At 41.2% G+C, this 15,400-nt stretch carries 7 protein-coding genes, 2 tRNA genes and 2 rRNA genes; all 11 read right to left on the bottom strand.

Annotated features, from left to right (window positions below):
• Nucleotides 1–158 precede the first annotated feature (158 nt).
• Nucleotides 159–3,086: ribosomal RNA gene (locus V6670_RS00055) — 23S ribosomal RNA — on the bottom strand.
• Nucleotides 3,087–3,301: 215 nt separating this feature from the next.
• Nucleotides 3,302–3,377, bottom strand: a tRNA-Ala gene (locus tag V6670_RS00050).
• Nucleotides 3,378–3,389: 12 nt separating this feature from the next.
• A tRNA-Ile gene (locus tag V6670_RS00045) sits at nt 3,390–3,466 on the bottom strand.
• A 94-nt stretch (nt 3,467–3,560) separates the two neighbouring features.
• Nucleotides 3,561–5,113 (bottom strand): 16S ribosomal RNA (locus tag V6670_RS00040).
• Together the 16S and 23S rRNA genes with 2 tRNA genes alongside form the textbook arrangement of a ribosomal RNA operon.
• A gap of 430 nt (nt 5,114–5,543) precedes the next feature.
• Nucleotides 5,544–6,626, bottom strand: a complete 1,083-nt coding sequence (locus V6670_RS00035; protein ID WP_036119578.1) for an HD-GYP domain-containing protein — start codon at nt 6,624–6,626, stop codon at nt 5,544–5,546.
• A 142-nt stretch (nt 6,627–6,768) separates the two neighbouring features.
• Nucleotides 6,769–9,237, bottom strand: coding sequence for a DNA gyrase subunit A (gene gyrA / locus V6670_RS00030; RefSeq protein WP_141904596.1), 2,469 nt, complete (start codon nt 9,235–9,237; stop codon nt 6,769–6,771).
• 25 nt (nt 9,238–9,262) lie between these two features.
• Nucleotides 9,263–11,197 (bottom strand): DNA topoisomerase (ATP-hydrolyzing) subunit B, encoded by a 1,935-nt coding sequence (gene gyrB, locus V6670_RS00025; RefSeq protein ID WP_051891598.1) that lies wholly within the window; start codon nt 11,195–11,197, stop codon nt 9,263–9,265.
• Nucleotides 11,198–11,289: 92 nt separating this feature from the next.
• The gene (gene recF / locus V6670_RS00020) at nt 11,290–12,405 is read right to left on the bottom strand and encodes a DNA replication/repair protein RecF (protein ID WP_036119574.1); all 1,116 of its coding nucleotides are present in this window, start codon (nt 12,403–12,405) and stop codon (nt 11,290–11,292) included.
• Nucleotides 12,406–12,408: 3 nt separating this feature from the next.
• Nucleotides 12,409–12,633 (bottom strand): S4 domain-containing protein YaaA, encoded by a 225-nt coding sequence (gene yaaA / locus V6670_RS00015; protein ID WP_036119572.1) that lies wholly within the window; start codon nt 12,631–12,633, stop codon nt 12,409–12,411.
• Between the two features lie 111 nt (nt 12,634–12,744).
• The gene (gene dnaN / locus V6670_RS00010; RefSeq protein ID WP_036119570.1) at nt 12,745–13,881 is read right to left on the bottom strand and encodes a DNA polymerase III subunit beta; all 1,137 of its coding nucleotides are present in this window, start codon (nt 13,879–13,881) and stop codon (nt 12,745–12,747) included.
• A 169-nt stretch (nt 13,882–14,050) separates the two neighbouring features.
• Nucleotides 14,051–15,400 carry a chromosomal replication initiator protein DnaA gene (dnaA, locus tag V6670_RS00005; protein WP_036119568.1) on the bottom strand — a complete coding sequence of 450 codons (1,350 nt, stop codon included), beginning with the start codon at nt 15,398–15,400 and terminating at the stop codon, nt 14,051–14,053.

Below are 15,400 nucleotides of genomic sequence, written 5' to 3'. Positions count from 1 at the left end.
TTCTTCGTCAGCTTCTGTCGTTCAGTCAGTCACGTACTTGAGTACGCTCCTTCCCTCTCTCCATTGCTTCCTCGAACTACTCGTATCTTGAAACCCTTCATAAAAGAAATTATTCTTTCAAAACTGGATAAACGGTTCATTGAATGGTTCAAACGTTTTTGGTTAAGTCCTCGATCGATTAGTATTCGTCAGCTCCATGTGTCACCACACTTCCACCTCGAACCTATCTACCTCATCGTCTTTGAGGGATCTTACTTACTTGCGTAATGGGAAATCTCATCTTGAGGGGGGCTTCATGCTTAGATGCTTTCAGCACTTATCCCGTCCACACATAGCTACCCAGCGATGCCTTTGGCAAGACAACTGGTACACCAGCGGTGTGTCCATCCCGGTCCTCTCGTACTAAGGACAGCTCCTCTCAAATTTCCTACGCCCACGACGGATAGGGACCGAACTGTCTCACGACGTTCTGAACCCAGCTCGCGTACCGCTTTAATGGGCGAACAGCCCAACCCTTGGGACCGACTACAGCCCCAGGATGCGATGAGCCGACATCGAGGTGCCAAACCTCCCCGTCGATGTGGACTCTTGGGGGAGATAAGCCTGTTATCCCCGGGGTAGCTTTTATCCGTTGAGCGATGGCCCTTCCATGCGGAACCACCGGATCACTAAGCCCGTCTTTCGACCCTGCTCGACTTGTAGGTCTCGCAGTCAAGCTCCCTTGTGCCTTTACACTCTACGAATGATTTCCAACCATTCTGAGGGAACCTTTGGGCGCCTCCGTTACCTTTTAGGAGGCGACCGCCCCAGTCAAACTGTCCGCCTGACACTGTCTCCTGCCCCGCTAAGGGGCATGGGTTAGAATTTCAATACAACCAGGGTAGTATCCCACCGACGCCTCCTTCGAAGCTGGCGCTCCGAGATCTCTGGCTCCTACCTATCCTGTACAAGTTGTACCAAAATTCAATATCAGGCTACAGTAAAGCTCCACGGGGTCTTTCCGTCCTGTCGCGGGTAACCTGCATCTTCACAGGTACTATAATTTCACCGAGTCTCTCGTTGAGACAGTGCCCAGATCGTTACGCCTTTCGTGCGGGTCGGAACTTACCCGACAAGGAATTTCGCTACCTTAGGACCGTTATAGTTACGGCCGCCGTTTACTGGGGCTTCAATTCGCAGCTTCGCTTGCGCTAACCACTCCTCTTAACCTTCCAGCACCGGGCAGGCGTCAGCCCCTATACGTCACCTTACGGTTTTGCAGAGACCTGTGTTTTTGCTAAACAGTCGCCTGGGCCTATTCACTGCGGCTCTCATGCGCTTGCACGCTCAAGAGCACCCCTTCTCCCGAAGTTACGGGGTCATTTTGCCGAGTTCCTTAACGAGAGTTCTCTCGCACACCTTAGGATTCTCTCCTCGACTACCTGTGTCGGTTTGCGGTACGGGCACCTCTCACCTCGATAGAGGCTTTTCTTGGCAGTGTGAAATCAGGAACTTCGTCCATACGGACTCGCCATCACAGCTCAACGTTACAGTGTGCGGATTTGCCTACACACACGCCTTACTGCTTGGACGCGCATAACCAACAGCGCGCTTACCCTATCCTACTGCGTCCCCCCATTTCTCAAACGGTGAGGAGGTGGTACAGGAATATCAACCTGTTGTCCATCGCCTACGCCTATCGGCCTCGGCTTAGGTCCCGACTAACCCTGAGCGGACGAGCCTTCCTCAGGAAACCTTAGTCATACGGTGGACGGGATTCTCACCCGTCTTTCGCTACTCATACCGGCATTCTCACTTCTAAGCGCTCCACCAGTCCTTCCGGTCTGACTTCAACGCACTTAGAACGCTCTCCTACCACTGACATCGTAGATGTCAATCCACAGCTTCGGTGAATCGTTTAGCCCCGATACATTTTCGGCGCAGCGTCACTCGACCAGTGAGCTATTACGCACTCTTTAAATGATGGCTGCTTCTAAGCCAACATCCTGGTTGTCTGTGCAACGCCACATCCTTTTCCACTTAACGATTACTTTGGGACCTTAGCTGGTGGTCTGGGCTGTTTCCCTTTTGACTACGGATCTTATCACTCGCAGTCTGACTCCCGTGTATAAATATCTGGCATTCGGAGTTTGTCTGAATTCGGTAAACCGGGATGGCCCCCTAGTCCAAACAGTGCTCTACCTCCAGTATTCTCATCACGAGGCTAGCCCTAAAGCTATTTCGGAGAGAACCAGCTATCTCCAAGTTCGATTGGAATTTCTCCGCTACCCACACCTCATCCCCGCACTTTTCAACGTGCGTGGGTTCGGGCCTCCAGTAAGTGTTACCTTACCTTCACCCTGGACATGGGTAGATCACCTGGTTTCGGGTCTACGACCACGTACTATTTCGCCCTATTCAGACTCGCTTTCGCTGCGGCTCCGCCTTCTAAAGCTTAACCTCGCACGTAATCGTAACTCGCCGGTTCATTCTACAAAAGGCACGCTATCACCCATTAACGGGCTCTAACTACTTGTAGGCACACGGTTTCAGGATCTCTTTCACTCCCCTTCCGGGGTGCTTTTCACCTTTCCCTCACGGTACTGGTTCACTATCGGTCACTAGGTAGTATTTAGCCTTGGGAGATGGTCCTCCCGGATTCCGACGGAATTTCACGTGTTCCGCCGTACTCAGGATCCACTCAGGAGAGAACAAACTTTCGACTACAGGGCTTTTACCTGCTCTGGCGGACCTTTCCAAGTCGCTTCATCTAACTCGCTCTTTTGTAACTCCGTATTGAGTGTCCTACAACCCCAAGAGGCAAGCCTCTTGGTTTGGGCTCTTCCCGTTTCGCTCGCCGCTACTCAGGGAATCGATTTTTCTTTCTCTTCCTCCAGGTACTTAGATGTTTCAGTTCCCTGGGTCTGCCTTCAAGACGCTATGTATTCACGTCAAGATACTACGCGATTAAACGTAGTGGGTTCCCCCATTCGGAAATCTCCGGATCAAAGCTCACTTACAGCTCCCCGAAGCATATCGGTGTTAGTGCCGTCCTTCTTCGGCTCCTAGTGCCAAGGCATTCGCCGTGCGCCCTTAATAACTTAACCTATCAGCTTTCAATACACATCGCATTTCGTTGTCAGCTTCTCTCGTTCAATCAGTCACGTACTCAAGTACGCTCCTTCATTCACTCGATTGCTTCCTAGAACTGCTCGTGTCTTGAAACCTTTTAATGTTATTAAGCCTATAAAAAAACTTAAAAAAATAAATGTGTTTGTTACAATTTCAATGTCGTTTTATCCAGTTTTCAAAGAACAAAGATTGGTGGAGCCTAGCGGGATCGAACCGCTGACCTCCTGCGTGCAAGGCAGGCGCTCTCCCAGCTGAGCTAAGGCCCCAAGAGGTATATATGGTGGGCCTAAATGGACTCGAACCATCGACCTCACGCTTATCAGGCGTGCGCTCTAACCAGCTGAGCTATAGGCCCTCTTGGAAGTTTTATATTATTTAATAAACCTTCAAAACTGAACGCAAAACGTAATCTTACAAACCCTAGGTTTGTATTCCGAAATAATCCTTAGAAAGGAGGTGATCCAGCCGCACCTTCCGATACGGCTACCTTGTTACGACTTCACCCCAATCATCTATCCCACCTTCGGCGGCTGGCTCCAAAAAGGTTACCTCACCGACTTCGGGTGTTACAAACTCTCGTGGTGTGACGGGCGGTGTGTACAAGGCCCGGGAACGTATTCACCGCGGCATGCTGATCCGCGATTACTAGCGATTCCGGCTTCATGTAGGCGAGTTGCAGCCTACAATCCGAACTGAGAACGACTTTATCGGATTAGCTCCCTCTCGCGAGTTGGCAACCGTTTGTATCGTCCATTGTAGCACGTGTGTAGCCCAGGTCATAAGGGGCATGATGATTTGACGTCATCCCCACCTTCCTCCGGTTTGTCACCGGCAGTCACCTTAGAGTGCCCAACTAAATGATGGCAACTAAGATCAAGGGTTGCGCTCGTTGCGGGACTTAACCCAACATCTCACGACACGAGCTGACGACAACCATGCACCACCTGTCACCGTTGCCCCCGAAGGGGAAACTATATCTCTACAGTGGTCAACGGGATGTCAAGACCTGGTAAGGTTCTTCGCGTTGCTTCGAATTAAACCACATGCTCCACCGCTTGTGCGGGCCCCCGTCAATTCCTTTGAGTTTCAGTCTTGCGACCGTACTCCCCAGGCGGAGTGCTTAATGCGTTAGCTGCAGCACTAAGGGGCGGAAACCCCCTAACACTTAGCACTCATCGTTTACGGCGTGGACTACCAGGGTATCTAATCCTGTTTGCTCCCCACGCTTTCGCGCCTCAGTGTCAGTTACAGACCAGATAGTCGCCTTCGCCACTGGTGTTCCTCCAAATCTCTACGCATTTCACCGCTACACTTGGAATTCCACTATCCTCTTCTGCACTCAAGTCTCCCAGTTTCCAATGACCCTCCACGGTTGAGCCGTGGGCTTTCACATCAGACTTAAGAAACCACCTGCGCGCGCTTTACGCCCAATAATTCCGGACAACGCTTGCCACCTACGTATTACCGCGGCTGCTGGCACGTAGTTAGCCGTGGCTTTCTAATAAGGTACCGTCAAGGTACAGCCAGTTACTACTGTACTTGTTCTTCCCTTACAACAGAGTTTTACGAACCGAAATCCTTCTTCACTCACGCGGCGTTGCTCCATCAGGCTTTCGCCCATTGTGGAAGATTCCCTACTGCTGCCTCCCGTAGGAGTCTGGGCCGTGTCTCAGTCCCAGTGTGGCCGATCACCCTCTCAGGTCGGCTACGCATCGTCGCCTTGGTGAGCCGTTACCTCACCAACTAGCTAATGCGCCGCGGGCCCATCCTATAGCGACAGCCGAAACCGTCTTTCAGTGTTTCACCATGAGGTGAAACAGATTATTCGGTATTAGCCCCGGTTTCCCGGAGTTATCCCAAACTATAGGGTAGGTTGCCCACGTGTTACTCACCCGTCCGCCGCTAACGTCGAAGGAGCAAGCTCCTTCTCTGTTCGCTCGACTTGCATGTATTAGGCACGCCGCCAGCGTTCGTCCTGAGCCAGGATCAAACTCTCCATAAAAGAAATTTGAATAGCTCAAATTGTTTTGCTGGCATCATTTTGATGTCCAAAATTTTGTTTCGTTCACTAACCGAAGTTAGTTACTGAAAACTTTATTGATTACGTTTTGCTTGTTCAGTTTTCAAGGTTCATGTTCATTATTTCACTGTCACCTCTTGGCGACTCATTTATAATATCAAGATTCTAAAACTATGTCAACACTTTCTCCGAAAATATTTAAATACAATATAATTAAATGCGTTTAAACACCATCATAGCAAATAAGACTACTACCTAATGGATTAATATTGTCTGTTATTTTATAGAAATATACTATCCAGACACTTAGTAAAAAAGATGCAAACTATACTCAACATGGACATATACTTTACTAATGGCATTAAGAGTTAAAAAATGGCAAGCCATAATATATGGTTTGCCCTAATATTTTTTAAAGACTTGTTATAATTCGTGAAATATAAAAACTACGATTTTTTCCTAAATCGAAAATTTCTCCTGAATGGATTAATTTAATGAGTGGACGTGTTGGTGCAAATTTATTTACAAACATTACTTCACCACGTTCCAAATTAGACAGTTCAACAATCGTACCTATAGGAAGATCTGCAACAATATCGATTAAAGCACGTACTACTTTAATATCGAACTTCCCAAACTCAGATTCATTAATCATTTCTATAACTTTAAATGAAGATTGTTTTGATCTATATACTCGTTCACATGTCATAGCATGAAAGACATCTGCCACAGCTATAATTTGAGCAAAAATAGAGATATTAGCGATCTTTTCACCTTTCGGATAGCCGCTTCCATTTAAACGTTCATGATGTTGGAAAATTGCCTCTTTCATTGTCTCCTTTAAAATCGTTAAATCTTTTACCATATTATAGCTATAAATTGGATGTTTATAAATTTCATCATATTCTTGCTCTGTTAAAGGTGTCTTCTTATCTCTAATACGTGGGTGTACTTTAGCCATACCACAATCAGCTAATAAACCACCTATTGCAACTTGAATGGTAATCCCTCTATCATAACCAAGCTTTTGAGCAATTACTGCGGAAATCAAACCAGTTGCAACACAATGGTGATACAAGTAGTCTTTCGCATTTGAATACTCATTTAAATCAAATATAATTGTACGATCATCTAGGACCATCTCCACTAGAGGTAAAATAATTGTCCTTGCCTTGGCAATATCTACTTTTGCTCCGGCTTCCCAATTTTTAAATTCTTTTTTGAATTGTTCAACAGAATTATTATAGACTTTTCTAAAAGTCGGTATTTCTTCTATCACAACCTCAACATCATTTTCTTTCTTCTCTACTCGAGTGTCGTTTTCATTTTTATAAACGGGGACGTTGAAAATATTAAACGCATGAAATACTTGCAAATGTACGTAGGAAATCATCGTATCTTTAAAAATGATTGGATACTGTGTATTAGCAAAAATATCTTCAGAAATTACTTTACCAACGCCTAACTCTGAAATTGGAACATATATAGTTTCCACGAAATGAACACCTCTCCACTGTTTCTTGCTTCAAATAAGGTATCTTCATTTTATCATGGAATTCTAAATAATTACTTATTTTTCATTATTTACGTAAAAAAAACCGATGAACGACATGTAATTCTGTCGTCATCGGTTGAAATTATTCCTCTATTTCATCTTCTTCGTCTTCTGGAGACTCTTCAGCTTTTTCAACTTTAGCTACAGTCGCAACTAATTCGTCGTCTCCTAATCGAATTAAACGAACTCCTTGCGTACTACGTCCAATTAATGAAATATCATTGATATCCATACGGATCAACATACCATTGATTGTAATAAGCATGAGATCTTCAGAACCATCAACTGTTTTCACAGCTACCATAGGTCCATTTTTATCTGTAATCTGGATAGTTTTCAGACCTACACCACCGCGACTTTGTAAACGATATTCATCTTCAGAAGTACGTTTACCGTAACCTTTCTCAGTAACAACTAAAATTTCTTGCCCTGGTTCAACAATCTCCATGCCTACTACTTCGTCACCATCACGTAGCTTAATGCCTCGCACTCCACCAGCTGTACGACCCATAGAACGAATGTCATCTTCTTGGAAACGAACGAGCATACCATCGCGTGTACCAATAATCACTTGCTTATCTCCATCTGTTAGACGTACAGAAATAAGATCATCATCTTCTCGTAAGCTAATAGCTATTAAACCATTTGTTCGAATGTTAGCAAATTGTGAGACAGGTGTACGTTTCGTAATACCTGTTTTCGTCGTAAAGATAAAGTAAGCATCTTCATCAAACGATCCAACGCGAATCATGGCTGTTACTTTTTCACCTTTATCTATGTTGAGTAGGTTTACAATTGGTAATCCTTTAGCGGTACGACCGAACTCTGGAATTTCATATCCTTTTGCTCTAAATACTTTACCTTTTGACGTAAAGAATAAAATTGTATCATGGGTAGAGGTATTCATTAGATGCTCTACAAAATCATCTTCGTTTGTACCCATTCCTTGTACACCACGACCACCACGCTTTTGACTACGATATGTATTCGCAGCTAAACGCTTGATATAGCCATTATGTGTTAAAGTAACAACTGAGTTTTCAACAGGAATTAAATCCTCATCCTCAATCATTTCTAGACCACCAGATGTAATCTCAGTACGGCGTATATCATTAAAACGTTCTTTCACCTCTAAAATTTCAGTACGAATAATATCCACAATTTTTTCTTCATCCGCTAAAATTGCTTTTAAATCCGCAATAAGAATTTGAAGCTCTTGGTATTCTGCTTCAATTTTTTCACGTTCTAATCCACTTAAGCGAACTAAACGCATATCTAAAATAGCTTGAGCCTGGCGCTCTGATAAGCTAAAACGCTCCATTAATTGCGGCTTTGCTTCTTCGCCGCTACGTGAACCACGAATAATGGCAATTATTTCATCAATATGATCGAGTGCAATTCGTAAGCCTTCTAAAATATGAGCACGATCTTCAGCCTTTCGAAGTTCGAATTCTGTACGACGACGAATAATTACCTTTTGGTGCTCTAAATAATGGTAAAGCATTTCTTTTAAGCCCAATACTTTTGGTTGACCATTTACTAATGACAGCATATTGATACCAAAGCTTGATTGCATAGCTGTTTGTTTATATAAATTATTTAAAACTACATTAGCGTTGGCATCTTTACGAATTTCAATGACTACTCGCATACCGCGACGGTCAGATTCATCACGTAAATTTGTAATACCATCTATTTTTTTATCACGCACAAGCTCTGCAATTTTTTCAATAAGCTTAGCCTTATTCACTTGGTAAGGTAATTCATGAATAAGAATGGTTTCCTTACCATTTGACTTTTGCTCAATTTCGACCTTCGCGCGAATAATGATGGAACCACGTCCAGTTTCATAAGCTCTGCGAATACCACTACGCCCTAAAATCAATCCTCCAGTAGGGAAATCAGGACCTGGAATAATATCCATTAACTCCTCAGTAGTAATGGCTGGATTTTCAGAAAGTGCTATAACAGCATCAATTGTTTCTCCTAACTGGTGAGGAGGAATATTCGTTGCCATACCAACGGCAATTCCCGCAGCACCGTTCACTAAAAGGTTTGGATAGCGACTTGGTAAAACAATTGGTTCTTTTTCTGATCCATCATAGTTATCAGTGTAGTCAATTGTATCTTTATTGATATCACGAAGCATTTCCATAGCTATTTTAGACATACGTGATTCTGTATAACGCATGGCTGCTGCTCCATCACCATCAACAGAGCCAAAGTTTCCGTGACCATCAACAAGCATATAACGATAACTAAAATCTTGCGCCATACGTACCATTGCATCATAAATGGATGAGTCACCATGTGGATGGTACTTACCCATTACATCCCCAACAATACGTGCTGATTTTTTGTAAGCTTTATCTGCGGTGTTACCTAATTCCTGCATCCCATATAAAATACGACGATGAACTGGTTTTAATCCATCACGTACATCAGGTAATGCACGCGATACAATTACACTCATTGCATAATCAAGAAAGGATGTTTCAATTTCTTCTGTGATATTAACTCCTTTAACACCGGAGCGTTCTTGTTCTGACAAAGTGTAGACCTCCTCTCAAGAAAAATTAGATATCTAAATTAGCGTATACGGCATTTTCCTCGATAAATTGACGACGAGGTTCAACTTCATCGCCCATTAAACGCTCAAATGCTTGGTTAGCTTTAATTGCATCATCTAATTCTACTTGTAATAATGTGCGGTACTCTGGATCCATTGTTGTTTCCCAAAGTTGCTCAGCGTTCATTTCACCAAGACCTTTATAACGCTGCACATTTGGTTTTGGCATTTTGGGTAGTCGTTCTATAATTTCTTTTAATGTTTCTTCATCGTAGCAGTACTCAATATGCTTACCTTGTTTCACTTGATAAAGTGGTGGCTGTGCAATATAAATATAGCCTGCTTCTATAAGTGGTCGAAGGAAACGGAAGAAGAATGTTAAAAGTAATGTACGAATATGTGCTCCATCGACATCGGCATCTGTCATGATAATGATTTTATGATAACGAGCTTTTTCTAAATTAAACTCCTCACCAATACCTGTGCCGAATGCTGTAATCATTGCACGAATTTCCGCATTCGATAAAATTTTATCTAGTCGAGCTTTCTCAACGTTAAGAATCTTACCACGTAAAGGCAAAATCGCTTGGAAGTGACGGTCACGTCCAGATTTAGCCGAACCGCCGGCTGAATCACCCTCAACAATATAAATTTCACAATCAGCGGGGATAGTAGAAGAACAGTCAGCTAATTTACCCGGTAAGCTTGATACTTCAAGTGCATTTTTACGACGAGTAAATTCACGTGCCTTTTTCGCAGCTACACGTGCACGGGCAGCCATTAAACCTTTTTCTACAACCTTACGAGCAACAGTTGGATTTTCTAACATAAAACGTTCAAAGCCATCTGAGAATAATGAATTAGTAATTTGACTTACTTCTGAATTCCCTAGCTTTGTTTTCGTTTGTCCTTCAAATTGTGGATCTGGATGTTTAACAGAAACAATAGCTGTTAACCCTTCACGTACATCCTCGCCTGTAAGATTTGCATCAGATTCTTTAAGCAATCCATTTTTTCGAGCATAGTCGTTAATAACACGTGTAAGTGCTGTTTTAAAACCAGACTCATGTGTACCGCCTTCATACGTATTAATATTATTAGCAAATGAAAAAATATTAGAGGAGAATCCAGCATTGTATTGCATAGCAATTTCCACTGAGATGCCATCCTTCTCTCCAAGAACATCAATTGGATCATGGATTGGCTCTTTAGATTGGTTTAAATGCTCAACATAAGATCGAATACCACCTTCATAGTGATATGTAGTGGAACGAACCTCTTCTTCTCGTTCATCAGCAATCGTAATCTTAATACCACGATTTAAATAAGCCAATTCTCTAATACGATGAGCTAAAATATCATATTCATAAACAGTCGTTTCTTTAAAAATTTCTGGATCAGCTTTAAATCGAGTTGTTGTACCATTGTGGTTTGTTTCACCGATCACCATTAATTCTTGAACAGTTTTCCCACGTTCAAACTTAATTTCATGAATATGACCTTCACGATGAACCTGAACAATTGTTTCAACAGAGAGTGCATTCACCACTGATGCCCCAACTCCATGAAGACCACCAGAAACTTTATAGCCTCCACCGCCAAATTTACCACCAGCATGTAAAACTGTCATAATAACTTCAACAGCTGGCTTACCCATTTTTTCTTGAATGCTAACTGGAATACCTCGACCGTTATCTTCTACGCGAATCCAGTTCTCTTTTTCAATTGTTACTTGTATATCTGTACAAAATCCTGCAAGAGCTTCATCGATACTATTATCAACAATTTCCCATACTAAATGGTGAAGCCCTTTAGAACTTGTTGAACCGATATACATCCCTGGTCTTTTACGTACTGCCTCTAAACCTTCTAGTACCTGTATCTGATCGGCTTCATAAGCTTGGTTTTGTAAACCTTCGTTCTCTATAGCCACGGCTTTCATCTACTCCTTCATAACATCATTGTGTGTAAATGAATGAACAGTCAACCGAGCTGACTATTACCATTCTTTTGTAATCTAAAAAACTACCCTGGCTAACTTTTTTCAATCGCACCTTGTTTCACGTGGAACAGTTGAGCCTGTTCCATCGTTTCATGATGAATTCCATCCACACTTGTAGTTGTTACAAAGGTTTGGACTTCACCTTGAATGGTATTTAATAAATGCGATTGACGATAATCATCGAGTTCCGACAAAACATCATCTAAAAGTAGTATGGGTGTTTCTTTTGTTTCTTGTTTAATTAATTCAATTTCAGCAAGCTTTAAAGACAATGCAGTTGTACGTTGTTGTCCTTGAGAGCCATAAGTTTGAACATCATAGCCATTTACTAAAAACTGCAAATCATCACGGTGTGGGCCAACAAGTGTCACACCCCTGTCAAATTCACGTTCTCTCGCTTCAATCAATTTTTGATGTAAAGTATTTTCAATTTCACTGGTAGAGTGTTCTTTTTCAATACCAGCTACCGTACGATATTTTATAACCAGTGTTTCCTTACCTTGTGATATGCCTGCGTGTATAGGTTCTGCCCACTCCTGCAATAAATCCATAAATTGAAATCTTTTACGAATAATTTGGGTAGCTGCATGAATATATTGTTCATTGTAGACCTCATACATCACATCATTTGACATGGACTTGCCTTGATTCATCTTTAAGAAATGGTTACGTTGTTTTAAAACTTTTTGAAAGGTCAATAAATCATGTAAATAGACAGGCGAAATTTGCCCAATCTCCATATCAATAAAACGTCGGCGTATTTGAGGACTCCCCTTTACAACGTTCAAGTCTTCTGGCGCAAACATAACAACGTTCATTTGACCAATATAATGACTGAGGCGACTTTGCTCTATATGATTTATCTTGCCCTTTTTACCTTTCTTTGTAATCGTAAGTTCGATTGGTAAAATACCATGCCTTTTTTTAACGGCCCCTTCTATTTTACCATAGTCTGAATCCCAACGTATCAATTCTTTATCGTTCGTTGTTCGATGGGATTTAGCCATTGCTAAAACATAGATGGACTCCATAACATTTGTTTTTCCTTGAGCATTTTCACCAATAAAAACATTAATTTTTGGAGAAAAGTTTAAAGCTAAGGCATCATAGTTACGATAATTTGTAAGTTTTATTTGCTCAATATACATAATTTATTGTCCAGCTGGTCCTACGATTTGGAAGCGACCACATCCTGGAATATTTATAACGTCTCCGTCACGTAATTTTCGACCTCGACGATCGTCTACTTCTCCATTTACATATACAGCATTTTCTTGTAAAAACCACTTGGCCATGCCACCTGAACTAATGGCATCAGTAATTTTTAAAAGCTGCCCTAACGTGATGAACTCCTCATCAATTTTAATGTCCTGCATAGTGTGTTTCCCTCCGAATACAGACTGTCTATCTCTCTATCATACCTAAAATTACGCCATAAGTAAAAAAAGATAGTCACAATAGCGACTATCTTAGCAGTTATGAAATTCTTAATAAGTTCGTACAGGTAAAATCAATTGTAAAATAGCATCATCGTGAACGGAGCGTAAAATAAATGGTCTCATCGCTCCTGTAAATTGAATAACTACATCTTGGCCATCAATTGCTTTTAAAGCTTCCATCATATATTTTGCACTGAAGGAAATTTTCAAGCTTTCTCCTTCTAATGATTCAACAGGAATTTCTTCTTGCACTTTACCGATCTCAGGAGAATTAGAAGAAACTTCAACTGCTTGGTTATCTAATATTTCAAAACGTACAACATTGTTTCGATCTCCTCGTGCAACAAGTGACGCACGGTCGATAGCTTGTAATAAAGCTTTACCGTTAATCGTTACATTTGTTTGATATTCTTCAGGGATTAAACGCGTTGTATCTGGGTAATTGCCTTCCAGTAAACGAGAGAAGAATAATACATCACCAGTTTTAAATAATACTTGCTGGCTTGTAATAACAATTTGCACTAAATTTGTAGAATCTTCTAGTACTTTATTTAATTCATTTAAACTTTTCCCTGGAATAACTACGCTATGTTCAACTTCTGGTAAATTTTCCAATTGTACTTTACGTCTTGCTAATCGATGACTATCTGTTGCAACACAGATTAAAGTTTCGTTTTTGATCTGCCAGTTTACACCTGTCAACACTGGTCTACTTTCAGAAGTGGCAACTGCAAATACTGTTTCACGGATAATTGTTTTTAAAAGATCAGCCGGAATAGTAAATTTTTGATCTTCCGTTAATTCTGGTAATAATGGGTACTCTGCTGCATCAGAGCCAATTAGATGGAACTCAGATTTACCTGATCGAATATGCGTTTGGAAACCTGGTGTTACTTGGATTTCAACATCGTTTGTTGGTAATTTACGTACAATTTCATTAAACATACGTGCTTGTACAACAATAGATCCTGTTTCAGTAATGTGAATAATTTGTTGTCCATCTTCTTCTACTGGAATAAATGTTTGAATTGTAATATCAGCATCACTACCTGTTAAGCGAATACCTTCTTCTGTTACATCAATTTTAATCCCCGTTAAAATTGGAATAGTTGTTTTTGAACTTACTGCTTTCATGACATCATTTAAACCCTCTAATAAACGGTCACGTAAAATATCAAATTTCATTCTATTTCCCTCACATATTTATATTATTTATTTATATAAAATAAAAAGATATAGTAATAGGCCCTGTGGATTTGTGGATAAGTGTATTTTTATGAATAAAATCAGTCTATCCACATGTAGATAGACTGTGTATAAGTTTGTGTTTAAATAGTTGGTTTGTCCACAGTAATTACTTACCTAACATACTACGAATTTGTTTAACATCTTGTTGTAGTTGAACGTCATCTTTCAACATAGAAGATATTTTTTCGTGTGCATGGATGACAGTCGTATGGTCGCGACCACCAAATTCTTCGCCAATTTTCGGCAGCGAAAAATCTGTTAATTCGCGTGATAAATACATAGCGATTTGACGTGGGAAAGCAATTAATTTTGTACGTTTTTTGGCAGAGAAATCTTCTAAACGTATATTAAAATGTTCCCCTACTGCATTTTGAATATCTAGTATTGTCACTGCTCGCGGCTTTGAATTTGGGATTATATCTTTTAATGCCTCAGCTGCTAATGTTGCCGTAATATCTTTGTTCACCAGTGAAGAATAGGCGACGACGCGAATAAGCGCACCTTCAAGCTCCCTAATATTGGAGTCAATCTGGTTCGCAATATAAAGCATTACTTCATTTGGTACCTCTAGACCATCTGCTTTTGCTTTTTTGCGCAAGATAGCTATACGAGTTTCCAAATCAGGCGGCGCAATATCAGTTATTAACCCCCACTCAAAGCGTGAACGTAGCCGATCTTCCAATGTTGGAATTTCCTTAGGAGGACGGTCACTGGATATAACAATTTGTTTTGATTCTTCATGTAAAGTATTAAAAGTGTGGAAAAATTCTTCTTGAGTTGATTCTTTTCCAGCAAGGAATTGAATATCATCAATTAGCAGTACATCCACGTTGCGGTACTTATTGCGAAAATCAAGTGCTTTGTTATCACGAATAGAGTTAATAAATTCATTTGTAAATTTCTCGGATGATAAGTAGACTACTTTTGCATTTGGATTATGTTCTAAAACATAATGGCCAATGGCATGCATTAAGTGTGTTTTACCTAGCCCAACTCCCCCATAAATAAAGAAAGGATTATATGCCTTTGCAGGGGCTTCAGCGACAGCTAACGAGGCAGCGTGTGCAAAGCGGTTACCAGAGCCAATAACAAACGTATCAAAAGTATATTTCGGATTTAACATACCTGGTGAAATATCATGGTGATCGTTATTTTTCGCTTGGATAATCGGCGCCGGCAAATCGAAATCGTCCGAATCCTGGTTTTTTTGAACAACAAATTTAATAAGCAAGTCTTCGCCTGTAAGCTCCGTTAATATACCTGTAATCAAATGAATATAATGATTCTCAAGCCAGTCTCGAGCAAACGAATTAGGCGCAGCTATTGTCACAGTGGAACCACTACCATTATAAGATAGTAGTTTTGTAGACTTTAGCCACGTTTCGAAGCTTGGTTTAGAAATTTTTTGTTCAACTTGAGCCAGGACATTATTCCATAGTTCTTCTAAATGTTCCAA

Origin of the sequence: Lysinibacillus sp. Y5S-8, from assembly GCF_036894365.1 — a bacterium.
Taxonomy (GTDB): domain Bacteria; phylum Bacillota; class Bacilli; order Bacillales_A; family Planococcaceae; genus Lysinibacillus; species Lysinibacillus fusiformis_D.
Note: the sequence above shows the minus strand (reverse complement) of the source record. Positions and strands in the feature narration are given on the sequence as shown.

What these genes read in the sequence shown, in the direction of transcription:
- dnaN (WP_036119570.1), bottom strand. Translation starts at nt 13,881, where the DNA reads ATGAAATTTGATATTTTACGTGACCGTTTATTAGAGGGTTTAAATGAT.
- yaaA (WP_036119572.1), bottom strand. Translation starts at nt 12,633, where the DNA reads ATGCAGGACATTAAAATTGATGAGGAGTTCATCACGTTAGGGCAGCTT.
- recF (WP_036119574.1), bottom strand. Translation starts at nt 12,405, where the DNA reads ATGTATATTGAGCAAATAAAACTTACAAATTATCGTAACTATGATGCC.
- gyrB (WP_051891598.1), bottom strand. Translation starts at nt 11,197, where the DNA reads ATGAAAGCCGTGGCTATAGAGAACGAAGGTTTACAAAACCAAGCTTAT.